The following is a 23,241-nucleotide window of genomic DNA, read 5'->3' as shown; positions in this document are numbered from 1 at the left end:
TCCCGAACAGGACCGTGAAACGACTCTACGCCGATGATAGTGCGGATTCCCGTGTGAAAGTAGGTAATCGTCAGGCTCCCTAAGCCAAGAACCCCCGCCCGAAAGGCGGGGGTTTTTGCATTCCGGCGATGGAAATGCGCGAGTGATCGGGATCGGTGGCCAGGACGCTGCTCGAGCTGGGGCCGGGGTGCCGATTCTCCGCGACTCCCAGGTGCACCCAATCGCAACGCCTGGTTTTCCGAAATGACCGATATCATTCGCGATCCCTTGATCTATTGGTCGTATCTCCGATCAAAACCGCAACTCCCTCCTCTCCGTGTACCGATTAGCGACGTCGTGCACGATCTGCCTTCCATCGTCGACTACGCATATCGGATGGGCCATACAAGCCTCCCTCGCAGATGATGCGTGGTGTAACCGAAACTACCCCGGCTTCCTCGAATCGATTTTTGGTCAGATAACCCAGAATCCGAACGAAATGAACGCTTTATTCGGCGTGTCCACGTAAAATTTGCGAACCCCCATCTAAGCACTCAAAACGATGAACGCCGCGATTCAGGTAGCCCGGGCCGTTTGCCCGCACGATTGTCCGGACACGTGCGCAATGCGTGTGACCGTCGAAAACGGCAAGGCGATCAAGGTCACGGGCGATCCTGACCATCCGCCGACGCAAGGCGTGTTGTGCACGAAAGTCAGCCGATACGCCGATCGCGTTCATCATCCCGATCGCCTCACCGTTCCGCTCAAGCGCATCGGCGCCAAAGGGGAAGGGCATTTCGTACCGATCAGCTGGGACGAGGCGTTCGACGAGATCGGCCGTCGTCTCGGTGAAATCGCGGCGCGCGCACCGGAAGCGATCGTGCCGTACAGCTATGCGGGGACGATGGGGCTCGTGCAAGGGGAGGGCATCGCCCAGCGGTTCTTCCACAAACTGGGCGCCTCGCGGCTCGAGCGCACGATCTGCGCGGCGGCCGGTGCCGCGGGGTTACGGTACACATATGGTGGCAGTCTCGGTATGCATCTCGAGCATTTCGAGGAAAGCGAACTGATTCTGATATGGGGAGCGAACCCGATCGCGTCGAGTCTGCATTTCTGGACGCGTGCGCAGGAAGCGAAGCGCCGAGGCGCCCGTCTTGTCGCCATCGATCCGTACCGTTCGCTGACAGCGGAGAAGTGTCATCAGCATATTGCGTTGAAACCGGGCACCGACGGCGCGTTCGCACTCGGCATGATGCACGTGCTGATTACCGAAGACCTGCTCGATCACGACTACATCGCCAACCATACGCTCGGTTTTGACGCACTCAAGGAACGTGCGATGTCCTATCCGCCGGATCGTGTCGCGCAGATTTGCGGCATCGACGCGTCGGAGTTGATCGATCTTGCGCGTCGTTACGGCGCTACCCGGAAGGCATCGATCCGCCTGAACTACGGCATGCAGCGCGTCCGCGGCGGTGGCAACGCGGTACGGGCGATCGCAAGTCTGCCGGCGCTGACGGGTGCATGGCGCGATCGGGCCGGTGGGTTGTTGCTCTCGTCGTCGGAATCCGCGCCGGTCAACCAGGCTGCGTTGCTGCGCCCGGACTTGATGCCGGGCTGGCCGCACAAACTGCCGCGCATCATCAACATGAACGCGATCGGCGATGCGCTGTTGCACCCGGGCGATGCCACCTTCGGACCGAAGGTCGAAGCGGTGATCGTGTACAACTCGAATCCGGTGGCGGTCGCGCCGGATTCCTCGAAAGTCGCGGCGGGGTTCGCGCGTGACGATCTGTTCACGGTGGTTCTTGAGCATTTCAAGACAGATACCGCCGATTTCGCCGACATTGTGCTGCCGGCAACCACGCAGCTCGAGCATCTGGACATTCACAAATCGTACGGCCACACCTACGTGATGGCGAACCTGCCGTCGATTCCTCCGGTGGGAGACGCGCGGCCGAACACGGAGATCTTCCGCGGGATCGCGCGCAGCATGGGGCTGGACGAGCCCGCGCTCTATCACAGCGACGAAGAGATCGCGCGCGTGGCCCTCCGCTGGGACGATCCGGCACTCGACAGCGACTGGGACACGCTGAAGCGCGACGGCTGGTTGAAACTCAAGCTGCCGGAGGCGCCGTTCGCGAACGGCGGTTTCCGTACACCGTCCGGCAAGTGCGAGTTCTACAGCCCGCGGCTCGAGCAGATGGGCGTGGACCCTGTGCCCGACTACCTGCCGCCGTTCGAATCGGCCGAGGCGGCACCCGAACTCGCCGCGCGCTATCCGCTCGCGATGATTTCGCCGCCGGCCCGTCACTTCCTGAACAGCACGTTCGTGAACGTCGACAGCCTGCGTCATACCGAAGGCGAACCACATCTCGACATTCACCCGTCGGATGCCGATGCACGGGGCATCGCGGAGGGCGATCTCGTCCGCATCTTCAACGACCGCGGTTCGATGCAGGCGCTCGCGAGAATTACCGATCGCGCACGTGCAGGGCTCGTCGTCGGGTTGTCGATCTGGTGGAAGAAGCTGTCGCCGGACGGCAGGAACGCGAACGAGGTGACGAGCCAGGCGCTCACCGATCTCGGCAATTCGGCGACGTTTTACGATTGCCTTGTGGAAGTTGAACGCATTTGACCGAATATCACCGTATCATCCGACGAATCTCCACGGAAGTTCGAAGTGGACATCTAACCCTGTTGTATCGGGACGGGCGAGCCGTTACGATGCGTTTTAGCACGATCATTCGAAAATCCGTGAGGAGACGCGCAGTATGAACAAAATTTGGCTGAAATCGTACCCACCCGGCGTTCCAGCCGAAATTGACGCGTCTCCGTATCCCTCCGTTCCAGACCTGCTCGACGAAAGCTTCCGCCAGTACCGCGACCGCACGGCGTTCGTCTGCATGGGCAAGGGCATTACGTATGGCGAACTCGACAAGCTGTCGCGCCAGTTCGGCGCCTGGCTGCAATCGCGCGGTCTTGCGCGCGGGGCGCGCGTTGCGATCATGATGCCGAACGTGCTGCAGTACCCGGTGGCGATCGCCGCGGTACTGCGCGCAGGCTACGCCGTCGTCAACGTCAATCCGCTCTACACGCCACGCGAGCTCGAACATCAGTTGAAGGACAGCGGCGCGGAGGCGATCGTCATCCTCGAGAATTTCGCGTCGACGCTGCAGGCTGTCATCGCGAATACGAGCGTCAAGCACGTCGTCGTCGCGTCGATGGGCGATCTGCTGGGCATCAAGGGATGGCTCGTCAACTACGTCGTGCGCAACGTGAAGAAGATGGTGCCGGCCTGGCAACTGCCGTCGTTCACGCGCTTCAAGGCCGCGCTGTCCGAAGGCGCGCGGCAGGCATTCAAGGCGCAGAAGATCGGCCCCGATGACGTCGCGTTCCTGCAATACACGGGCGGGACGACAGGCGTAGCAAAGGGGGCGACGCTGCTGCACCGGAACATCGTGTCGAACGTGCTGCAGGCCGGCGCCTGGCATCATCCGGCTCACGAGAAGTTTCCGGAGGTGAAACAGTTCGTGACCGTTGTCGCGCTGCCGCTGTATCACGTGTTCGCGCTGACCGTCTGCGGTTTCCTGACGATGCGTACCGGGGGCATGGGCATCCTGATCCCGAACCCGCGCGACATCGCCGGCATGATCAAGGAGCTGAAGGGCTACCAGATCTCGACGATCCCGGCGGTCAACACGCTGTATAACGCACTGCTGAACCACCCCGAATTCAATCAGCTCGACCTGTCGAAGCTCGTGATCGCCAACGGCGGCGGCATGGCGATCCAGGAAGGCGTCGCGAAACGCTGGTATGAAAAGACCCATACGGCGATCATCGAAGGATACGGGCTGTCCGAAACGTCGCCGGTCGCGACCTGCAACCCGGTGACGGCGACCGAATACAGCGGAACGATCGGCCTGCCGCTGCCGTCGACCGAAGTGGCGATTCGCGACGATGCCGGCAACGACGTCGCGCTCGGCGAACCCGGCGAGATTTGCATCCGCGGGCCGCAGGTGATGGCCGGCTACTGGAACCGGCCGGACGAGACCGCGAAGGTCATGTTCGCGGACGGCTTCTTCAAGACGGGCGACGTCGGCGTGATGGATGCGCGGGGTTACGTGAAGATCGTCGACCGGAAGAAGGACATGATTCTCGTATCGGGCTTCAACGTGTACCCGAACGAAGTCGAGGACGTGGTGGCGTCGCATCCGGGCGTGTTCGAGGTGGCGGCGGTCGGCGTGCCCGACGAGCATTCCGGCGAAGCCGTGAAGCTGTTCATCGTGAAGAAGGACCCGGCGCTCACCGACAAGGACATCCTCGCCTACTGCAAGGAGCGCCTCACTGGCTACAAGCGGCCGAAGCTGGTCGAGTTCCGTACGGAGCTGCCGAAAACGAACGTCGGCAAGATCCTGCGGCGCGAATTGCGCGACGGACGCGCGTAACGTCGCGGTCGATCGAAGGGAAAGGCCCGGCACATGCCGGGCCTTTTTGTTTGCGGTTCGGCCCCGAGGAGGTTTGTCTCCGAACGAGATTGCCTCCGGAATGGGCTTGCGGCGGCGGCCGTGCGTTTCGATGGCTGCAGAGGCAAGCGGCATGGCCCCCCACGACGAGCGCGCAACGCCCGGCGCGATTCGCCGCGCTCCGGCTTTGCGGTTCTGCCCCGCAAAAGAAAAAGGCGCCCGGAGGCGCCTTCAATATGCTGCGGCTTGTCAGGCAAGCTGATTAGAACTTGTGACGGATGCCGACGCGTGCCGCGACCTGGTTGCTGGTGCTCGAACCGGCGAGACCGTTGATCGACGCGGTTGCCTTGATCACGTCGCCATTCGCGTCGAGCACGTTGCCCGATGCGTGCTGGTACACGCCGATCGCGTAGACGTCGGTGCGCTTCGACAGGAAGTAGTCGACGCCCAGCGAGCCTTGGTGGTACTTGGCTGCCGAGTTGCCGTCGATCTTGCTGCCTTGCGTGTAGTCGTACGCCGCGCCGAGAATCAGCGCCGGGGTCAGCTGATACTTGAAGTTGATTTCGCCGTTGTTGAACGTCGCGGTCTGGTTCACGAACGGGCCTGCCGAGAAGCCCTTGAACTTCGTGTTCGAGTACGTTGCGCCGATCGTTGCTGCACCGAACGTGTATGCGCCGCCTGCACCGATGACCTGGTACGTGTTCGCGTTGTTCGCGTACGCACCATAGATCGGCGACGAGACCGACGAGGACGCGGAACCGTTGTTGAACATGCCGCCGAACTGGTTCGGCGTACGTGCGTTCAAGTAACCGACGCCCAAGACCAGCGGGCCGTTGTTGTAGCCTGCGCCGAGCGACCAGACCTGGTTCTTCGAGAACTGGCCTGCCTGACCGCCGAAGCTGTACAGGCCGCCGAACGAGAAGCCGCCATAGGTCTGGCTCGTGAACTTGACCGCGTTGTTCACGCGATAGGCGTTGTTGAAGTTGTCGAGGTCGCCCGGGTGAGCGGCGATGTAGCCGCCCCACTGGTCGCCTGCCTCGAGCGGGCCGACGAAGTCGACGACGGAGTCGTATTGACGACCCAGCGTGACCGTACCGTACTGGCTCGACAGGCCGACGTAGGCCTGACGACCGAACATCAGGCCGCCCTGACCGAGCTTGCCGCTGTTCACGTCGAAACCGTTTTCGAGGGTGAAGATCGCCTTCAGGCCGCCACCGAGGTCTTCGGTGCCGCGCAGGCCGAAGCGGCTGCCTTGCATCACGCCGCTGGCCATGCTGTACAGGTGCTTGCCGCCCGCATTGTTGTTGAAGAGCAGGCCTTCATCGATGATGCCGTAAAGCGTCACGCTGCTTTGCGCATGGGCAGCGCCAGCGAACGCGCCCAGCGCGACGAGCGCGAGAAGCGACTTTTTCATTAACGGATCTCCAAAAATCACTGAATTTTTCTGGCGGGGCGGATAGTTATGTTCTGTTGACGGGCCCCATCAACTTCGCAAGAAGTCGCACGTAATGTAGCAAAACCGGTTTTTGCCACAAAGCGAAATGCCGCAGCTCAAGGCCGCCATGTTTCCTTTATGCAACAATGGTTAAAATCACGGGTTAACCGCAATTTCCGCTGAATAATCAAGTCGGTTACGCAGCGGACTCGTGCCCTTGCCGCTCGCGGCGGCACATGCAGCCAGGAGAACAGGATGGTGTTTGATGAACTGATCAGCGAATTCGATCGCGGCCTGCGGTCGCTGACGGGCATTAGCCGGATGAGCCGGCCGGTGCCCGCGCCGGCCGAGGCGCCCGCCGTCGAACTGACGCCCGCGGAGCGTACGCATGCCGCCGGGCTGATGCGCGTGAACCACGTCGGCGAGGTCTGCGCTCAGGCGCTGTACCAGGCGCAGAAGCTCACCGCGCGCACGGCATCCGCGAAGGCGATGTTCGAGGAAGCCGCGCGCGAGGAGGAGGATCACCTCGCGTGGACCGCGCATCGCCTGAAAGAGCTCGACTCGCGCCCGAGCCTGTTGAACCCGCTCTGGTATGCGGGTTCGCTCGCGATCGGCGTGGCGGCTGGCGCGCTCGGCGACAAGGTCAGTCTCGGCTTCATGGCAGAGACCGAACGGCAGGTCGAGAGCCATCTCGAAGGCCATATGTCCGAGTTGCCGGCGGCCGATACCGCGTCGCGCGCGATCGTCGACCAGATGCGTATCGACGAGGTGAAGCACGGCAAGGCCGCCGCCGACGCAGGCGGGATCGAACTGCCGCTGCCCGCGCGAATGCTGATGCGCGCCGCGTCGAAAGTCATGACGAGCACTGCGTACTATCTGTGAGATTCGCACCGGGGCGATGCGTGACGTCGCTCCGGTTCCCCGCCGCTGATGCCGCCCGTTTATTCCTCGTTTTCCCGCCCCCGAAAGCCCCGTCCGCACACCCGTCTGGCCCGTCTTTCTCACGTATCACCTTCACAAGTTGCACTAGCTCATTCATTTATAACGGTTTTTGGAATGAGGGGCAGCATGAGCATGTGCGCGTAAGTCCTTGTTCTAACTAACAAAATTCGTCAAAAAAGCGGGCCGCTCCCTTGACCGTGCCACACCCTTCCTCTAAAGTGGGAGACAGTGTGAGAAAGTGTATTTTTGTGTGATTTGGCGGGCTATTCCGGCTAAATTCTCAGCATTGAGCGGGTGCTTCGGTGCCCTGAACGGGAGAGCGGAAAGTGTTCCAAGGGGCGTCGGCGCTGACGCTCGATGCGAAAGGGCGGATGTCGGTGCCGGCTCGCTATCGCGAAGCGCTGCAAGGACAGGCAGAAGGACGGGTGACTGTGACCAAGCACCCGGACGGCTGCCTGTTGCTGTTTCCGCGCCCCGAATGGGAAGTATTCCGCGCCAAGATCGCCGCGCTGCCGATGGACGCGCACTGGTGGCGGCGCATTTTTCTCGGCAATGCGATGGACGTCGATCTCGACAGCGCCGGCCGGATTCTTGTATCGCCCGAGCTGCGCATGGCAGCTGGACTGGAAAAGGAAGTCATGTTGTTGGGAATGGGTAGTCACTTCGAGCTGTGGGATTCGCAGACCTACAACGCGAAGGAGCAGGCGGCGATGGCGCAGGGCATGCCCGACGCGCTGAAGAATTTCACGTTCTGATTGCGGTGACGGAGACGCCCGCGATGGGAAACGAATTGCGGCATCGGACGGTGCTGTTGGATGAAGCGGTCGAGTCGCTCGTGACGCGGCCGGACGGCGTTTATGTCGACGGCACGTTCGGGCGCGGCGGTCATAGCCGTGCGGTGCTCGCGCGGCTGGGGCCGGCCGGGCGGCTGATTGCGTTCGACAAGGACCCGCGAGCGATCGAGACGGCGCAAGGCATCGAGGATGCGCGCTTCTCGATCGTGCATGACAGCTTTGCATCGATGCGCGACGCGCTTGCGGCGCGCGGCGTCGAGAAGGTGTCGGGTGTGTTGCTGGACCTGGGCGTGTCCTCGCCGCAGGTGGACGATCCGGCGCGCGGCTTCAGCTTCCGCGCCGATGGCCCGCTGGACATGCGGATGGATCCGACGCGCGGCGAGTCGGCGGCGGAATGGCTCGCACGGGCTTCGGTGCAGGAATTGACGGAGGTGATACGGGATTATGGGGAAGAACGGTTTGCTTTTCAGATTGCAAAGGCGCTTGTTGCTCGCCGGGCAGAGTCCGACCGTCTTGGGCCTCTCGACACCACGGGCGAGCTTGCCCAAATCGTGGGTCACGTCGTCAAAACCCGTGAGAAGGGCAAGGATCCGGCAACCCGCACCTTTCAGGCTATACGGATTCACGTCAATCAAGAGCTTGCGGACCTGCAAGTCGTACTAGACGCGGCACTGTCGTTGCTGGAGCAAGGGGGGCGGCTGGTGGTCATCAGCTTTCATTCACTCGAGGACCGGATCGTCAAGCGATTCATGCAGGCGCACGCGAGTGCGCCTGCGGTCGATCGTCGCCTGCCGATCCGCGCCGTCGACCTCCCGAGCCCGCCGCTCAAGATCATCAGCCGCCAGTTTCCGAGTGAAGCGGAAGTCGCCGCGAACCCGCGCGCCCGCTCGGCCGTGATGCGCATTGCGGAGCGCGTCACGCCATGAGCCGCTTCAATATCTTCCTGTTGATCATCGTGATGGGCTGCGCGCTGTCGGTCGTCAATTCGACGAACCAGCAGCGCCAGATCTTTATCCAGCTGCAGCGCGCGCAGTCGCAGGAGCGTCAGCTCCAGCAGGACTACGCGCAGCTTCAATATCAGCAGAGCGCGCTGTCGAAGACGTCGCGCATCGAGCAGCTTGCGAACGATTCGCTGAAGATGCAGCCGATCTCGACCGGCCGCACGCAATACCTGACGCTGCCTCCGGGCGCGGCGAAGGCGATCGATGCACCGATCCCGGCATCGGCGGACACGGCCGGCAAGGGCAAGGGAGGCGCGCGATGAAGCCGTCCCAGAAGCGCCAGAACGTGAAGTTCTCGTCGAGCCCGGTGCTGGGCGTGCATCTGCCGATGTGGCGCTCGAAGCTCGTCGTGTTCCTGCTGTTCATGGCGTTCGTCGCGCTGGCCGCGCGCGCGTTCTGGATCCAGGGGCCCGGCAACGCGTTCTACCAGAAGCAGGGCGAAAGCCGCTACCAGCGCACGCTCGAGCTGCCGGCGACGCGCGGCAAGATCCTCGACCGTAACGGGCTCGTGCTCGCGACGAGCCTGCCCGTGCGCGCGATCTGGGCGATTCCCGACGCGGTGCCGGACGATCTCGATGCCGACAAGGTCAACCAGCTCGGCAAGCTCCTCGGCATGACGTCGAAGGAACTGCGCGTGAAGCTGTCGGAAGACAAGGGTTTCGTCTACGTGAAGCGCCAGGTGCCGATCGACGTCGCGGACAAGGTTGCCGCCCTCGACATTCCCGGTATCTATCAGCGCAACGAGTACAAGCGCTTCTATCCGGAAGGCGAGATCACCGCTCACCTAATCGGCTTCACGAACGTCGAGGACGAAGGGCAGGAGGGCGTCGAGCTCGGCGACCAGAAGATGCTGTCCGGCACGTCGGGCGTGCGTCGCGTGATCAAGGACCGGCTGGGGCACATCGTCGAGGACGTCGCCGAGCAGATCCCGCCGCACAACGGCACCGACGTCGACCTGTCGATCGACAGCAAGATCCAGTACATCGCGTACGCGAACCTGAAGGCCGCCGTCGAGAAGTTCAAGGCGAAGGCCGGCGCGGCGATGGTCGTCGACGTGCGTACCGGCGAGGTGCTCGCGCTCGTCAATTACCCGACGTACAACCCGAACGACCGCTCGCGCATGACGGGCGAGCAGTTGCGCAATCGGATCATGACCGACGTGTTCGAGCCGGGCTCGATCATGAAGCCGTTTACGGTGTCGCTCGCGCTCGACCTGCACCGCGTGACGCCGAACACGCTCGTCGAGACGGGCAACGGGCATTTCGTTCTCGACGGCGCACCGATCACCGACGACGCGGGTTTCGGCACGCTGACGGTCGGCGGCGTGATCCAGAAGTCGAGCAACATCGGCGCGACGAAGATCGCGATGACGATGCGGCCCGAGGAAATGTGGAATATGTATACGAGCATCGGCCTCGGCCAGGCGCCGAAGGTCGGGTTCCCGGGCGCGGTGGCTGGCCGCCTGCGTCCGTGGAAGAGCTGGCGTCGCATCGAGCAGGCGACGATGTCGTACGGCTACGGCCTGTCGGTGTCGCTGTTCCAGCTTGCGCGCGCGTACACGGCGATCGCGCATGACGGCGAGCTGATGCCTGTGACCATTTTCAAGACCGACCCCAATCAGCCGGTCGTGGGCACGCAGGTGTTCAACCCGACCACCGCGCGCGAAGTGCGCGCGATGCTCGAAACGGTGGTGGCGCCGGGCGGCACGTCGCCCGATGCGGCCGTGCCGGGCTATCGCGTCGGCGGCAAGAGCGGTACCGCGTACAAGCATGAGGGGCACGGCTACACGCGCAAGTACCGCGCGTCGTTCGTCGGGATGGCGCCGATGCCGAATCCGCGTATTGTCGTCGCGGTGTCGGTCGACGAGCCGACCGCCGGCAGCCACTTCGGCGGCCAGGTGTCCGGCCCCGTATTCTCGGCGATCGCCGGCGACACGATGCGTGCGCTGAACGTGCCGCCGAACATGCCGATCAAGCAACTCGTCGTGTCTGACGATTCGCCGGCAGCACCTTCCGCAGCGGGGCCGCAAAAGCTGGCCGCAGGTGGCGGTGCGAAGCATATGATCGTGTCCAGCACGACGCGTAATTCACCAGGAGTTGTTCGATGAGCGCCGCTCGCAGTTCCCATCCGGCGCATCAGCAGATCGCAGCCGCGCTTGCGTGGCTGCATCAGCATGTGGCCCCCGCAGCGCAACTGCATGCCGACACGCGCAGCCTCAAGGCCGGCGACGTGTTTTTTGCCTATGCGGTCGACGGGGCCGACAACCGCGCTTTCATTGTCGATGCCGTCGCGCGCGGTGCGGCCGCCGTACTGTATCAGCCGGAAGGGCTGGCCGCGGCGCCGGCGGTGCCCGTTGCACTGGCCGTGCCGGCGCTCGACCAGCTCGCCGGCGAGATCGCCAGCGGCTGGTACGGCAATCCGAGCGACAGCCTGCTTGCGGTGGGCGTGACCGGCACGAACGGCAAAACTTCGTGCACGCAATGGATCGCTGCCGCACTGACGGCGCTGCACCAGCCGTGCGCGGTGATCGGCACGCTCGGCACCGGGATGCCCGGCCAGCTCGTGCCGACGGGGTTCACGACGCCCGACGCGCCGCAACTGCAGCGCAGTCTCGCGCAGTTGCGCGACGCGGGCGCGAAGGCCGTGGCGATGGAAGTGTCGTCGCACGCGCTGCACCAGGGGCGCGTGAACGGCACGGGTTTCGACATCGCGGTGTTTACGAACCTCACGCAGGATCACCTCGACTATCACGGCACGTTCGATGCGTACGAGGCCGCGAAGGCGAAGCTGTTCGCGTGGCGCGGCCTGCGCGCGGCAGTCGTCAACCGCGACGATGCAGCCGGTCGGCGCCTGCTCGAGAAGCTCGCCGGCCGCGTGCGTACGATCGCGTACGGGATCGGCGACGCACCGGCGCCTGACGCCGATCGCGAACTGGTCGCACTCGACGTGCGCGCCACCGCGACCGGCACGGCGTTCCACCTGCGTTCGTCGTGGGGTGAAGCGGACGTCGAGGTCGGCACGCTCGGCACGTTCAACGTCAGCAACCTGCTCGCGGTGCTCGGCTCGCTGCTCGCGGCCGACCTGCCGTTCGATGCGGCGCTCGCCGAGATCGCGCGGCTCGAGTCCGTCAACGGGCGGATGCAGCGGCTCGGCGGCCGGCTGCAGAACGACGAACCGCTCGTCGTGATCGACTATGCACACACGCCCGACGCGCTCGAAAAGACGCTCGACGCGCTGCGCCCGATCGCCACGGCGCGCGGCGGCCGGCTCGTCTGCATGTTCGGCTGCGGCGGCGATCGCGATGCGACGAAGCGCCCGCTGATGGGCGCGATCGCGGAGCGGCTCGCCGATGAGACCGTCGTCACGAGCGACAACCCGCGCAGCGAGGATCCGCAGCGCATCATCGACCAGATCGTCTCGGGCATGACCGCGGCCGATCACGCACGTCGTATCGAGGATCGCGCGAGCGCGATCCTGCAGGCCGTGCGCGGCGCCGCACGCGAGGATGTCGTCGTGCTGGCCGGCAAGGGCCACGAGGCCACGCAGGAAATCATGGGCAAGAAGCGTACGTTCTCCGACCAGGATCACGCGCGGCTCGCGCTGGCAGCGCGCGCGACGCACGGCAAGGGAGGCGCCGAATGACGATGCTCAGTCTCGGCGAAGCCGCTCGCCTGATTCCCGGCGCAACCGTCCACGGCGATGCGGGCGTCACGTTCGACCGCGTGTCGACGGACAGCCGCACCGTCGGCCCCGGCGACCTGTTCGTCGCACTGAAAGGCGAGCGCTTCGACGCGCACGACTTCCTTGGCGATGTCGCTGCGCGCGGTGCGGCGGCGGCGCTCGTCGCGCACGTGCCGACGGGCGTCACGATGCCGGCGATCGAAGGCGGCGAAACACGTGCCGCGCTCGGCGCACTGGCACATGGCTGGCGCAAACGATTCGCGCTGCCGCTCGTCGCGGTGACGGGCAGCAACGGCAAGACGACCGTCAAGGAAATGATCGCGTCGATCTTCGCGGCGGCGGTCGGCGCCGACGCGCGGCTCGCGACGGCCGGCAACCTGAACAACGACGTCGGCCTGCCGTTGACGCTGCTGCGCCTGTCGGCCGCACATCGTCTCGCGGTGATCGAGATCGGGATGAACCATCCGGGCGAGACCGAAGTCCTCGCGCGTCTCACGGCGCCGACGGTCGCGCTCGTCAACAACGCGCAGCGCGAGCACCAGGAATTCATGGCGACGGTCGAAGCGGTCGCGCTCGAACATGCGGCCGTGATTCACGCGCTCCCGCCGGACGGCGTTGCGGTGTTCCCGGCCGACGACGCGTATGCGGGCATCTGGCGCGTCGCGGCGACCGGCAACCGGATCCTCGATTTCGCGCTGCACGATGCCGAACGGCAGAACGACGCGCAGGTCACGGGCCGTCTTCACGGCGGCGAACTCGCGATCGATACGCCCGCGGGCGCCGTCACGGTGCGGCTGCGCGCGCTCGGCGAGCACAACGCGCGCAACGCGCTGGCCGCCACGGCCGCGGCGCTGGGTGCCGGCGTCGCGCTGTCGGCGATCAAGCAGGGTCTCGAATCGTTCGAGCCGGTCAAGGGCCGGCTGCAGGTGAAGCAGGCGATCGCGGGCAGCCTCGCGGGTGCGACGGTCGTCGACGATACGTACAACGCGAATCCCGATTCGATGCGTGCCGCGATCGACGTGCTCGCCACGCAACCGGCGCCGCGCGTGCTGGTGATCGGCGACATGGGCGAGGTCGGCGACGAAGGGCCGGCATTCCATCGCGAGGTCGGCGCGTACGCGCGCGAGCGCGGGATCGACGCGCTGTTCGCGCTCGGCGACGCATCGCGAGATGCGTGCACGGCGTACGGCGACACGGCACGCCACTTCGACGACGTCGGCGCGCTCGTGGCGGCGCTGCTCGCGGCCGGTTACGGCGCGCAGGCGACGCTGCTCGTGAAGGGCTCGCGGTACATGAAGATGGAGCGCGTGGTCGACGCGCTGACGAACCAACCCGCGGCGGGCACGGCGCCCGCTGCACACTGAGTAGAAGGAAGGAAGCATGCTGCTGGCGCTGGCGCAATGGCTGCAAGGAGACGCAAGCTTTTTGCGCTTGTTCACGTACCTCACGTTCCGGGCGGTGATGGCCACCATCACCGCGCTCGGGATCGGGCTCGTGTGCGGACCGTGGGTGATCCGCAAGCTGACGCAAATGAAGGTCGGTCAGGCCGTGCGCAAGGACGGCCCGCAGACGCACCTTGTCAAGTCCGGCACGCCGACGATGGGCGGCGTGCTGATCCTGATCGGCATCGCGGTCGCGACGCTGCTGTGGGGCGACCTGACGAACCGTTTCATCTGGATCGTGATGCTCGTCACGTTCGGTTTCGGCGTGATCGGCTGGGTCGACGATTACCGCAAGGTCGTCCACAAGGACCCGCGCGGGATGTCGTCGCGCGAGAAGTATTTCTGGCAATCGGTGATCGGGCTGTTCGCCGCTGTCTACCTCGCCTTCAGCGTGTCCGAGGCGAACAACGTGCGCGTGTTCGACCTGTTCATGGCGTGGGTGAGGAGCGGCCTGTCGATGGGGCTGCCGGCACGCGCCGACCTGATGCTGCCGTTCCTGAAGTCGATCAGCTATCCGCTCGGCGTGTGGGGTTTCATCGTGCTGACGTACTTCGTGATCGTCGGCGCGAGCAACGCGGTGAACCTGACCGACGGCCTCGACGGCCTCGTGATCATGCCGGTTGTGCTGGTCGGCGCGTCGCTGGGTGTGTTCGCGTACGTGATGGGCAGCGCGGTCTATTCAAAATACCTGTTGTTCCCGCATATCCCGGGCGCGGGCGAACTGCTGATCTTCTGTTCCGCGATGGGCGGGGCCGGGCTCGCGTTCCTCTGGTACAACACGCACCCCGCGCAGGTGTTCATGGGCGACGTCGGCGCGCTGGCGCTCGGCGGCGCGCTCGGCACGGTCGCGGTGATCGTGCGCCAGGAAATCGTGCTGTTCATCATGGGCGGCATCTTCGTCGCGGAAACGCTGTCGGTGATGCTGCAGGTGTCGTGGTTCAAGTACACGAAAAAGCGCTACGGCGAAGGGCGGCGCCTGCTGAAGATGGCGCCGCTGCATCACCATTTCGAATTGTCCGGCTGGAAGGAAACGCAGGTGGTCGTGCGTTTCTGGATCATCACGCTGATGCTGTGCCTGTTCGGTCTGACCACCCTCAAGCTGCGGTAAAGGAAAGGTAACAAGGATGTCTGGCGAGATGTTTGGAGATCGGCAACGGCCGATGGTGCTCGTACTGGGGCTCGGGGAATCGGGTCTCGCGATCGCGCGATGGTGCGCGAGGCACGGGTGCCGGCTGCGCATTGCCGATACCCGCGAGGCGCCGCCGAACCTTGCCGCGCTGCAGGCCGAAGGCATCGATGCGGAGTTCGTCGGCGGGGCGTTCACGCCTGCGCTGCTCGACGGCGGCATCGAGCTCGTCGGGCTGAGCCCCGGGCTGTCGCCGCTCGAACCGGCGCTCGCGGCGCTGGTCGCGGCCGCGAACGAGCGCGGCATCGCGGTGTGGGGCGAGCTGGAATTCTTCGCGCAGGCGCTGCGTGCGCTCGGCACGAGCGGCTACCAGCCGAAGGTGCTCGCGATCACGGGCACCAACGGCAAGACCACGACGACGAGCCTCACGGGCCTGCTGTGCCAGCGCTCGGGCAAGAAGGTCGCGGTCGCGGGCAACATCAGCCCGGCGATGCTCGACCGGCTCGCCGGCGCGATCGACGAAACCGCGCTGCCGGACGTATGGGTGCTCGAACTGTCGAGCTTCCAGCTCGAGACCGCGCGCACGTTCGCGCCCGATGCGGCCGCGATCCTGAACATCACGCAGGACCACCTCGACTGGCACGGCAGCTTCGAAGCGTACGCGCAAGCAAAGGGCCGGATCTTCGGCGCGACGACGACGCGCGTGCTGAACCGCGACGATGCGGCCGTGATGAAGTTCGCGCCGGCAGCCGGCGCGGCCGACGCGCCGCGTACGGTCACGTTCGGCCTGAACGAACCGGTGCAGGACGGCGACTACGGGCTGTCGCGCGACAACGGCATCGCGTGGCTGGTGGAAGCCGTCGATCGCGATGCACCGGACGAAGCGGCGACGACGAGCCGCCGGCGCAAGCGCGATGCCGCGCACACGCCCGACATCGCGCAGAAGCGCCTGATGCCGGCCGACGCACTGCGTATCCGCGGGCTGCACAACGCGGCGAACGCGCTGGCCGCATTCGCGCTCGCACGCGCGATCGACCTGCCGGCCGCGCCGCTGCTGCACGCGCTGCGCGAGTACCGCGGCGAAGCGCATCGCGTCGAAGTGATCGCGACGATCGACGACGTGGACTACGTCGACGACAGCAAGGGCACGAACGTCGGCGCGACGGTTGCCGCGCTCGACGGGCTCGCCCAGAAGATCGTGCTGATCGCGGGCGGGGACGGCAAGGGCCAGGATTTCGCGCCGCTGGTCGCGCCGGTCGCGCGCTGGTGCCGCGCGGTGATGCTGATCGGCCGTGACGCGCCGGCGATCCGCGACACGCTCGCCGAAACGGGCGTGCCGCTCGCCGACCACACGACGCTCGAAGGCGCGGTGCACGCGGCGGCCGACCTCGCCGAGCCGGGCGATGCGGTGTTGCTGTCGCCTGCATGCGCGAGCCTCGACATGTTCAGGAACTACGCCCATCGCGCGGATGTGTTCCGCGCGGCGGTCGACGAAATCGCCATCGACAAAGGAGCGACGCCATGAGCTGGTCCGATCGCCTCGTCTCCCGTTTCAACGACCGGCGCGACACCGGCGGCAATGCCGCGGGCGGCCGCGTCGCGTCGGCCACGCGCGCCGCGACCGGCGGCCTCGCGAGCGTCGTCAACGGCGTGCGCCCGAGCCGTTCGCGGATGCTCGACTTCGACTACTCGCTGCTGTGGGTCGCGATCGCGCTGCTCGGGCTCGGCGTCGTGATGGTGTATTCGGCGTCGATCGCGATGCCCGATTCGCCGAAATACGCGGCGTATCACGATTACGCGTTCCTGATGCGCCACTGCGTGTCGCTCGTCGTCGCGTTCATCGCGGCGGTGATCGCGTTCCGGGTGCCCGTGTCGACGTGGGACAAATATGCACCGCATCTCTTCCTGATCGCGCTGGTCGGCCTCGTGATCGTGCTGATCCCGCACGTCGGCAAGGGCGTGAACGGCGCGCGCCGCTGGATTCCGCTCGGCATCACGAACATGCAGCCGTCGGAAATCATGAAGCTCGCGGTGACGATCTACGCGGCGAACTACACGGTGCGCAAGCAGGAATACATGCAGAGCTTCGCGAAGGGCTTCCTGCCGATGGCGTTCGCGGTCGGCCTGGTCGGTGCGCTGCTGCTGCTCGAGCCGGACATGGGCGCATTCATGGTCGTCGCGGCGATCGCGATGGGCGTGCTGTTCCTCGGCGGCGTGAACGGCAAGCTGTTCGGCGGCCTCGTCGCGACGGCGGTCGGCACCTTCACGATGCTCGTATGGCTGTCGCCGTGGCGTCGCGAGCGGATCTTCGCGTACCTCGATCCGTGGGACGAGCGCTACGCGCAGGGCAAGGCATACCAGCTCACGCACTCGCTGATCGCGTTCGGACGCGGCGAGTGGTTCGGTGTCGGCCTCGGCGGCAGCGTCGAGAAGCTGAACTATCTGCCGGAAGCGCATACCGACTTCATCCTCGCGGTGATCGGCGAGGAACTCGGTTTCGTCGGCGTGCTGGTCGTGATCCTGCTGTTCTACTGGATCGTGCGCCGCGCGTTCGAGATCGGCCGCCAGGCACTCGCACTCGATCGCACGTTCGCGGGCCTGATGGCGAAGGGCATCGGCATCTGGTTCGGTGCGCAGACCTTCATCAACATGGGCGTGAACCTCGGGCTGCTGCCGACCAAGGGCCTGACGCTGCCGCTCGTGAGCTACGGCGGCTCCGGCATTCTGCTGAACTGCGTGGCGCTCGCGGTGCTGCTGCGGGTCGACTATGAAAACCGGGTGCTGATGCGCGGAGGGAAGGTATGACCGCGTCGCAACGCACGCTGATGGTGATGGCAGGCGGCACCGGGGGCCATGTGTTCCCGGGGCTCGCGGTCGCGCACCGGATGGAGGCGGCGGGCTGGCGCGTCGTGTGGCTCGGCAATCCGGCCGGGATGGAAGCGACGCTCGTGCCGAAACACGGCATTCCGATGGAATACGTGCGGTTCGGCGGGCTGCGCGGCAAGGGCCTGAAGACCAAGCTGACGCTGCCGTTCAACCTGCTGCGCGCATGCGGGCAGAGCCTCGCCGCGCTGCGCCGCGTGCGGCCCGACGTCGTGCTCGGGATGGGCGGCTACATCACGTTCCCGGCGGGTGTGATGACGGCGCTGTCGGGGCGTCCGCTCGTGCTGCATGAACAGAATTCGATCGCGGGCCTGACGAACAAGGTGCTCGCGAAATTTGCGAAACGCGTGCTCGTCGCATTCCCCGGCGCGCTGCCGCACGCGGAATGGACCGGCAACCCGATTCGCGCGGAACTTGCCGGCACCGAAGCGCCCAAAGCACGCTACGCGTCGCGCAGCGGCCCGCTGAACGTGCTGGTCGTCGGCGGCAGCCTCGGTGCGGCCGCGCTGAACGAAGTCGTGCCGCGCGCGCTGGCGATGCTGACGCCGGGTGAACGTCCGCGCATCGTGCATCAGGCCGGCGCGAAGCACATCGACGCGCTGAAGGCGAATTACGAAGCGGCCGGTTTCGCGGCCGGCGAAGACGTGCGGCTCGTGCCGTTCATCGACGACATGGCGGCCGCGTATGCGGCGGCGGATCTCGTGATCTGCCGGTCGGGCGCGATGACGGTGTCGGAGATCGCGGCGGTGGGCGTGGCGGCGCTGTTCGTGCCGTTCCCGTACGCGGTCGACGATCACCAGACGAGTAACGCCGCGTTCCTCGCCGATGCGGGCGCGGCCGTGCTGGTGCAACAACGCGACCTGTCGGCGGAACTGCTCGCCGACTGGCTGCGCGGCCAGTCGCGGGCATCGCTCGCGGACATGGCGGAACGTTCGCGCTCGCTGGCGAAGCCCGAGGCCACCGACGAAGTCGCGCGCGTGTGCGCGAAGGCGGCCGGCGCGAACCTGGAAATATTGCAATGAAACATATCGTCAAACACATTCATTTCGTCGGGATCGGCGGCGCGGGCATGAGCGGCATCGCCGAAGTGCTCGTCAACCTCGGCTACGAGGTCAGCGGCTCGGATCTCTCGCGCAACGCGGTGACTGATCGTCTCCAGGCGCTCGGCGCACGGATCGCGATCGGCCACGACGCGGCGAACATCGAGGGCGCGAACGCGGTCGTCGTATCGACGGCCGTGCGCTCGGACAACCCGGAAGTGCTGGCCGCGCGCGCGAAGCGCGTGCCGATCGTGCAGCGCGCGGTGATGCTGGCGGAATTGATGCGCCTGAAGCAGGGCATCGCGATCGCCGGCACGCACGGCAAGACCACCACGACGAGCCTCGTCGCGAGCGTGCTCGCCGCGGGCGGCCTCGACCCGACCTTCGTGATCGGTGGGCGGCTGATCAGCGCCGGCGCGAACGCGCGGCTCGGCACGGGCGACTTCATCGTCGCCGAGGCCGACGAGTCGGACGCGTCGTTCCTGAACCTGTATCCGGTGATCGAAGTCATCACGAACATCGATGCCGACCACATGGACACCTACGGCCACGATTTCGCGCGGCTCAAGCAGGCGTTCATCGAATTCACGCAGCGCCTGCCGTTCTACGGCAGCGCGGTCGTGTGCGTCGACGATCCGAATGTGCGGCAGATCATCCCGTTCATCTCGAAGCCGGTCGTGCGCTACGGGCTGTCGCCGGACGCGCAGGTGCGCGCGGAAGACATCGACGCGCGCGATGGCCGCATGCACTTCACGGTGATTCGCGAAGGTCGCGCGCCGCTTGCGGTCGTACTGAACATGCCGGGCCTGCACAACGTGCAGAACGCGCTCGCGGCGATCGCGATCGCAACCGACCTCGGCGTGACGGATGACGCGATCCAGCAGGCGCTGGCCGAATTCAACGGCGTCGGCCGGCGTTTCCAGCGCTACGGCGAGGTGCCGACCGCGGACGGCGGCCAGTACACGCTGATCGACGACTACGGCCATCACCCGGTCGAGATGGCCGCGACGATCGCGGCCGCGCGCGGCGCGTTCCCGGGGCGTCGCCTCGTGCTGGCGTTCCAGCCGCACCGCTACACGCGCACGCGCGATTGCTTCGACGATTTCGTCAACGTGCTGTCGACGGTCGATGCGCTGGTGCTGACGGAAGTCTACGCGGCCGGCGAGGCCGCGATCTCGACCGCCAACGGCGACGCGCTGTCGCGCGCGCTGCGCGGGGCAGGAAAGGTTGACCCGGTGTTCGTCGCGACGGTCGACGACGTGCCGGACGCATTGGCGAAGGTCGCGCAGAACGGCGACGTGGTGATCACGATGGGCGCGGGTTCGATCGGCGGCGTGCCGGCGAAGGTCGCGCAGCACACTCAACAGAAGGCATGACATGAGCGGGATTGATCCGAAACGTTTCGGCAAGGTGGCGGTGTTGTTCGGCGGCGAGTCCTCGGAGCGTGAGGTCTCGCTCACGTCCGGCCAACTCGTGCTGCAGGGCCTGCGCGACGCAGGCATCGACGCGCACCTGTTCGACCCGGCCGAGCGCCCGCTGGCGGCGCTGAAGGACGAAGGGTTCGTGCGTGCGTTCAACGCGCTGCACGGCGGTTACGGCGAGAACGGCCAGATCCAGGGCGCGCTCGATTTCTACGGGATCCGTTACACGGGCAGCGGTGTGCTCGGGTCGGCGCTCGGCCTCGACAAGTTCCGCACGAAGCTCGTCTGGCAGCAGACGGGCGTGCCGACGCCGCCGTTCGAGACGGTGCTGCGCGGCGACGACCTCGCGGCGCGCGCGACGGACATCGTCGCGAAGCTCGGCCTGCCGCTGTTCGTGAAGCCGGCGAGCGAGGGCTCGAGCGTCGCGGTGCTGAAGGTGAAGACGGCCGATGCGCTGCCGGCTGCGCTCGAGGAAGCCGCGAAGCACGACCCGATCGTGATCGTCGAGAAGAGTATCGAAGGCGGCGGCGAATACACCGCATGCATCGCCGGCGATCTCGACCTGCCGGTGATCAAGATCGTGCCGGCCGGCGAGTTCTACGACTATCACGCGAAGTACATCGCCAACGACACGCAATACCTGATCCCGTGCGGGCTGCCCGCCGACAAGGAGGCGGAGCTCAAGCGCGTCGCGCGCCGTGCGTTCGACGTGCTCGGCTGCACCGACTGGGGCCGCGCGGACTTCATGCTCGACGCCGATGGCAATGCGTACTTCCTGGAAGTGAACACCGCACCGGGCATGACCGACCACTCGCTGCCGCCGAAGGCCGCGCGCGCGGTCGGCATCAGCTATTCGGAGCTGGTCGTGAAGGTGCTGTCGCTCACGCTCAACGACTGACGCAGGAACGGAACGACGTATGTGGAACAACGTTCGCCAACTCAACCTTGCCGCCAGCGCGCTGTACGCGCTGCTGCTGCTCGTGTTGGCGGCGGCCGGTTGCTACTGGCTGATCCAGCGCCCGACGTTCGCGTTGCGGGAAATCCGGATCGACGGCGACACCGAGCACATCAATTCGCCGACGGTACGCGCGGGCGTGGTCGGCCGGCTGAAGGGCAATTTCTTCACGGTCGATCTCGACGCCGCGCGCGCCGCGTTCGAGCAGATGCCCTGGGTGCGCCATGCGAGCGTGCGCCGGGTGTGGCCGAATGCGCTGGCTGTCACGCTCGAGGAGTACAAACCGCTCGGGACCTGGGGCAGCGACCAGCTCGTGAGCGTCGACGGCGAGCTGTTCACCGCGAACCAGGGCGAGCTGGATCAGGAACTGCCGGCGTTCGACGGCCCGGAGGGCAGTGCGAAGGAAGTCGTCACGCGGTATCGCGACTTCGGGAAATGGTTTGCGCCGCTGAAGGCGGCGCCGGAAGAAGTGACGCTGTCGGCGCGGTACGCGTGGACGGTGAAGCTGTCGAACGGCATGCAGGTCGAGCTGGGCAAGGAACGCAACAGCGAGTCGCTGCATGACCGGAGCCAGCGCCTGGTCGCCGCCTGGCCGGCGGTCACGGAGCGCTGGGGCAACGACATCGAGTACGCGGACCTGCGTTATCCGAACGGATTCGCGATTCGCGCGGCAGGCATGCGGTTCCTGACCGATACCGACAAGCGCAAGAAGTAACGAGAGATCACACGCAAGAGCACTTTATGAGCAAAGACTACAAGGATCTGCTGGTTTCCCTCGACATCGGCACGTCGAAGGTGGTGGCCATCGTCGCCGAGCTGAAAGGCGAAGGTCACTACGAGGTGATCGGTCTCGGCCAGAGCGAGTCGAAGGGTCTGAAGAAAGGTGTGGTGGTCAACATCGAGGCCACCGTGCAGTCGATCCAGCGCGCGCTCGAGGAAGCCGAGCTGATGGCCGACTGCAAGATCACCAACGTGTTCACGGGGATCGCCGGCAGCCACATCCGCAGCTTCAACTCGAGCGGGATGGTCGCGATCAAGGACAAGGAAGTCACGCAGACCGACGTCGCGCGCGTGATCGAGACCGCGAAGGCGATCAACATCCCGACCGACCAGCAGGTGCTGCACATCCTCACGCAGGAATTCATCATCGACGGCCAGGAAGACGTGCGCGAGCCGATCGGGATGAGCGGCATCCGGCTGGAAGTGAAGGTGCACATCGTGACGGGCGCGGTGAGCGCCGCGCAGAACATCGTCAAGTGCGTGCGCCGCTGCGGGCTGGAAGTGAACGACCTGATCCTGCAGCCGCTCGCGTCGTCGCTGGCGGTGCTGACGGAAGACGAGAAGGATCTCGGCGTGGTGCTGGTCGACATCGGCGGCGGCACGACGGACATCGCGATCTTCGCCGAAGGCGCGATCCGCCACACCGCGGTGATTCCGATCGCCGGCGACCAGATCACGAGCGACATCGCGATGGCGCTGCGCACGCCGACGCCGGATGCGGAAGACATCAAGGTCGGCTACGGGATCGCAAAGCAGGCGCTCGCCGATCCGGACGAAATGGTGGAAGTGCCGGGCCTCGGCGAACGCGGTCCGCGCACGTTGTCGCGCCAGGCGCTCGCGGCCGTGATCGAGCCGCGCGTCGAGGAACTGTTCTCGCTCGTGCAGCAGGTCGTGCGCGAATCGGGTTACGAAGAACTCCTGAGCTCCGGCGTGGTCATTACCGGCGGTGCGTCGATGATGCCCGGCATGGTCGAGCTCGGCGAAGACATTTTCCTGAAACCGGTGCGCATCGGCGCGCCGGAGTATGCAGGCGGCCTCTCCGACGTCGTGCGCAATCCGCGCTACTCGACGGCGATGGGGCTGCTCGTCGAAGGCAGTGCCCAGCGCATGCGCGGCCGCAAGGTCGCCGTGCAGTCCGGCAACGCGGGGCAGGTGTTCTCGCGGATGAAGGAATGGTTCCTGAGCAACTTCTGACAAACCGAATCTCGAAATTCGCGCTGGTGCCGGCGGCTGGCGCGCGACAGGGGGTTGCCCGATCTCCTGCCGAATAACGGCCGATTAGCAGTTTTTCTCTTG

18 protein-coding genes are annotated in these 23,241 nt (G+C 65.7%); 17 read left to right on the top strand and 1 reads right to left on the bottom strand.

The genetic code is table 11. From position 1 onward, the window contains the following. Positions 1 to 541 precede the first annotated feature (541 nt). A complete protein-coding gene (locus ABIC51_RS31765; RefSeq protein ID WP_060085786.1) occupies positions 542 to 2,617 on the top strand; it encodes a molybdopterin-containing oxidoreductase family protein in 2,076 nt (691 codons plus the stop codon). Positions 2,618 to 2,753: 136 nt separating this feature from the next. Next, the gene (locus ABIC51_RS31760; protein ID WP_027788459.1) at positions 2,754 to 4,427 is read left to right on the top strand and encodes a long-chain fatty acid--CoA ligase; all 1,674 of its coding nucleotides are present in this window, start codon (positions 2,754 to 2,756) and stop codon (positions 4,425 to 4,427) included. 280 nt (positions 4,428 to 4,707) lie between these two features. On the opposite strand, the gene ABIC51_RS31755 is transcribed toward ABIC51_RS31760, so the two are convergent. Then, the gene (locus ABIC51_RS31755; protein ID WP_027788458.1) at positions 4,708 to 5,859 is read right to left on the bottom strand and encodes a porin; all 1,152 of its coding nucleotides are present in this window, start codon (positions 5,857 to 5,859) and stop codon (positions 4,708 to 4,710) included. A gap of 276 nt (positions 5,860 to 6,135) precedes the next feature. On the opposite strand from ABIC51_RS31755, the gene coq7 reads away from it, so the two are divergent. The 15 genes from coq7 to ftsA all read left to right on the top strand — a co-directional run bounded on the left by coq7 (position 6,136) and on the right by ftsA (position 23,139). Beyond that, positions 6,136 to 6,762: a 2-polyprenyl-3-methyl-6-methoxy-1,4-benzoquinone monooxygenase gene (coq7, locus tag ABIC51_RS31750; protein WP_027788457.1), complete on the top strand. Its 627-nt coding sequence runs from the start codon at positions 6,136 to 6,138 to the stop codon at positions 6,760 to 6,762. Positions 6,763 to 7,148: 386 nt separating this feature from the next. Further along, positions 7,149 to 7,577, top strand: a complete 429-nt coding sequence (mraZ, locus tag ABIC51_RS31745) for a division/cell wall cluster transcriptional repressor MraZ (protein ID WP_006487094.1) — start codon at positions 7,149 to 7,151, stop codon at positions 7,575 to 7,577. Between the two features lie 23 nt (positions 7,578 to 7,600). After that, a complete protein-coding gene (gene rsmH / locus ABIC51_RS31740) occupies positions 7,601 to 8,542 on the top strand; it encodes a 16S rRNA (cytosine(1402)-N(4))-methyltransferase RsmH (RefSeq protein ID WP_027788456.1) in 942 nt (313 codons plus the stop codon). Next, positions 8,539 to 8,880: a cell division protein FtsL gene (gene ftsL, locus ABIC51_RS31735; protein ID WP_021159919.1), complete on the top strand. Its 342-nt coding sequence runs from the start codon at positions 8,539 to 8,541 to the stop codon at positions 8,878 to 8,880. Before rsmH ends, ftsL begins: the two co-directional genes overlap by 4 nt. Further along, complete coding sequence (locus ABIC51_RS31730) at positions 8,877 to 10,724, top strand: peptidoglycan D,D-transpeptidase FtsI family protein (protein ID WP_027788455.1); 1,848 nt, start codon at positions 8,877 to 8,879, stop codon at positions 10,722 to 10,724. Before ftsL ends, ABIC51_RS31730 begins: the two co-directional genes overlap by 4 nt. Then, a complete protein-coding gene (locus ABIC51_RS31725; RefSeq protein WP_134256562.1) occupies positions 10,721 to 12,259 on the top strand; it encodes a UDP-N-acetylmuramoyl-L-alanyl-D-glutamate--2,6-diaminopimelate ligase in 1,539 nt (512 codons plus the stop codon). The genes ABIC51_RS31730 and ABIC51_RS31725 overlap by 4 nt, the downstream gene beginning before the upstream one ends. Continuing rightward, a complete protein-coding gene (locus tag ABIC51_RS31720) occupies positions 12,256 to 13,662 on the top strand; it encodes a UDP-N-acetylmuramoyl-tripeptide--D-alanyl-D-alanine ligase (RefSeq protein WP_060318882.1) in 1,407 nt (468 codons plus the stop codon). Before ABIC51_RS31725 ends, ABIC51_RS31720 begins: the two co-directional genes overlap by 4 nt. A 16-nt stretch (positions 13,663 to 13,678) precedes the next feature. Beyond that, a complete protein-coding gene (gene mraY / locus ABIC51_RS31715; protein WP_006477019.1) occupies positions 13,679 to 14,848 on the top strand; it encodes a phospho-N-acetylmuramoyl-pentapeptide-transferase in 1,170 nt (389 codons plus the stop codon). Between the two features lie 28 nt (positions 14,849 to 14,876). Continuing rightward, on the top strand, positions 14,877 to 16,391 hold the full coding sequence (murD, locus tag ABIC51_RS31710; RefSeq protein ID WP_027788452.1) for a UDP-N-acetylmuramoyl-L-alanine--D-glutamate ligase: 1,515 nt from the start codon (positions 14,877 to 14,879) through the stop codon (positions 16,389 to 16,391). Next, positions 16,388 to 17,671, top strand: a complete 1,284-nt coding sequence (gene ftsW / locus ABIC51_RS31705) for a putative lipid II flippase FtsW (RefSeq protein ID WP_021159916.1) — start codon at positions 16,388 to 16,390, stop codon at positions 17,669 to 17,671. The genes murD and ftsW overlap by 4 nt, the downstream gene beginning before the upstream one ends. Beyond that, positions 17,668 to 18,771, top strand: coding sequence for an undecaprenyldiphospho-muramoylpentapeptide beta-N-acetylglucosaminyltransferase (murG, locus tag ABIC51_RS31700; RefSeq protein WP_021159915.1), 1,104 nt, complete (start codon positions 17,668 to 17,670; stop codon positions 18,769 to 18,771). The genes ftsW and murG overlap by 4 nt, the downstream gene beginning before the upstream one ends. Continuing rightward, positions 18,768 to 20,165 (top strand): UDP-N-acetylmuramate--L-alanine ligase, encoded by a 1,398-nt coding sequence (gene murC / locus ABIC51_RS31695; protein ID WP_059586549.1) that lies wholly within the window; start codon positions 18,768 to 18,770, stop codon positions 20,163 to 20,165. The genes murG and murC overlap by 4 nt, the downstream gene beginning before the upstream one ends. 1 nt (position 20,166) lies before the next feature. Next, entirely contained in the window at positions 20,167 to 21,108 is a 942-nt protein-coding gene (locus tag ABIC51_RS31690) for a D-alanine--D-alanine ligase (protein WP_021159913.1), read from the top strand. A 19-nt stretch (positions 21,109 to 21,127) separates the two neighbouring features. Beyond that, positions 21,128 to 21,880 (top strand): cell division protein FtsQ/DivIB, encoded by a 753-nt coding sequence (locus ABIC51_RS31685; RefSeq protein ID WP_021159912.1) that lies wholly within the window; start codon positions 21,128 to 21,130, stop codon positions 21,878 to 21,880. Positions 21,881 to 21,906: 26 nt separating this feature from the next. Next, complete coding sequence (gene ftsA / locus ABIC51_RS31680) at positions 21,907 to 23,139, top strand: cell division protein FtsA (protein ID WP_006487138.1); 1,233 nt, start codon at positions 21,907 to 21,909, stop codon at positions 23,137 to 23,139. Positions 23,140 to 23,241: the final 102 nt, after the last annotated feature.

This window comes from Burkholderia sp. 572 (genome assembly GCF_040545135.1).
In the GTDB taxonomy this organism is placed as follows: Bacteria; Pseudomonadota; Gammaproteobacteria; order Burkholderiales; family Burkholderiaceae; genus Burkholderia; species Burkholderia cepacia.
This window is presented reverse-complemented; position numbering and strand designations above follow the sequence as displayed.

Bases quoted from the DNA above. Each gene is read 5' to 3' on its own strand.
- mraY (WP_006477019.1), top strand. From the start codon at position 13,679: ATGCTGCTGGCGCTGGCGCAATGGCTGCAAGGAGACGCAAGCTTTTTG.
- ABIC51_RS31690 (WP_021159913.1), top strand. From the start codon at position 20,167: ATGAGCGGGATTGATCCGAAACGTTTCGGCAAGGTGGCGGTGTTGTTC.
- murD (WP_027788452.1), top strand. From the start codon at position 14,877: ATGTTTGGAGATCGGCAACGGCCGATGGTGCTCGTACTGGGGCTCGGG.
- ABIC51_RS31765 (WP_060085786.1), top strand. From the start codon at position 542: ATGAACGCCGCGATTCAGGTAGCCCGGGCCGTTTGCCCGCACGATTGT.
- ABIC51_RS31760 (WP_027788459.1), top strand. From the start codon at position 2,754: ATGAACAAAATTTGGCTGAAATCGTACCCACCCGGCGTTCCAGCCGAA.
- ftsA (WP_006487138.1), top strand. From the start codon at position 21,907: ATGAGCAAAGACTACAAGGATCTGCTGGTTTCCCTCGACATCGGCACG.
- ABIC51_RS31685 (WP_021159912.1), top strand. From the start codon at position 21,128: ATGTGGAACAACGTTCGCCAACTCAACCTTGCCGCCAGCGCGCTGTAC.
- coq7 (WP_027788457.1), top strand. From the start codon at position 6,136: ATGGTGTTTGATGAACTGATCAGCGAATTCGATCGCGGCCTGCGGTCG.
- rsmH (WP_027788456.1), top strand. From the start codon at position 7,601: ATGGGAAACGAATTGCGGCATCGGACGGTGCTGTTGGATGAAGCGGTC.
- murG (WP_021159915.1), top strand. From the start codon at position 17,668: ATGACCGCGTCGCAACGCACGCTGATGGTGATGGCAGGCGGCACCGGG.
- ABIC51_RS31755 (WP_027788458.1), bottom strand. From the start codon at position 5,859: ATGAAAAAGTCGCTTCTCGCGCTCGTCGCGCTGGGCGCGTTCGCTGGC.
- ABIC51_RS31720 (WP_060318882.1), top strand. From the start codon at position 12,256: ATGACGATGCTCAGTCTCGGCGAAGCCGCTCGCCTGATTCCCGGCGCA.
- ABIC51_RS31725 (WP_134256562.1), top strand. From the start codon at position 10,721: ATGAGCGCCGCTCGCAGTTCCCATCCGGCGCATCAGCAGATCGCAGCC.
- ftsL (WP_021159919.1), top strand. From the start codon at position 8,539: ATGAGCCGCTTCAATATCTTCCTGTTGATCATCGTGATGGGCTGCGCG.
- ABIC51_RS31730 (WP_027788455.1), top strand. From the start codon at position 8,877: ATGAAGCCGTCCCAGAAGCGCCAGAACGTGAAGTTCTCGTCGAGCCCG.
- ftsW (WP_021159916.1), top strand. From the start codon at position 16,388: ATGAGCTGGTCCGATCGCCTCGTCTCCCGTTTCAACGACCGGCGCGAC.
- murC (WP_059586549.1), top strand. From the start codon at position 18,768: ATGAAACATATCGTCAAACACATTCATTTCGTCGGGATCGGCGGCGCG.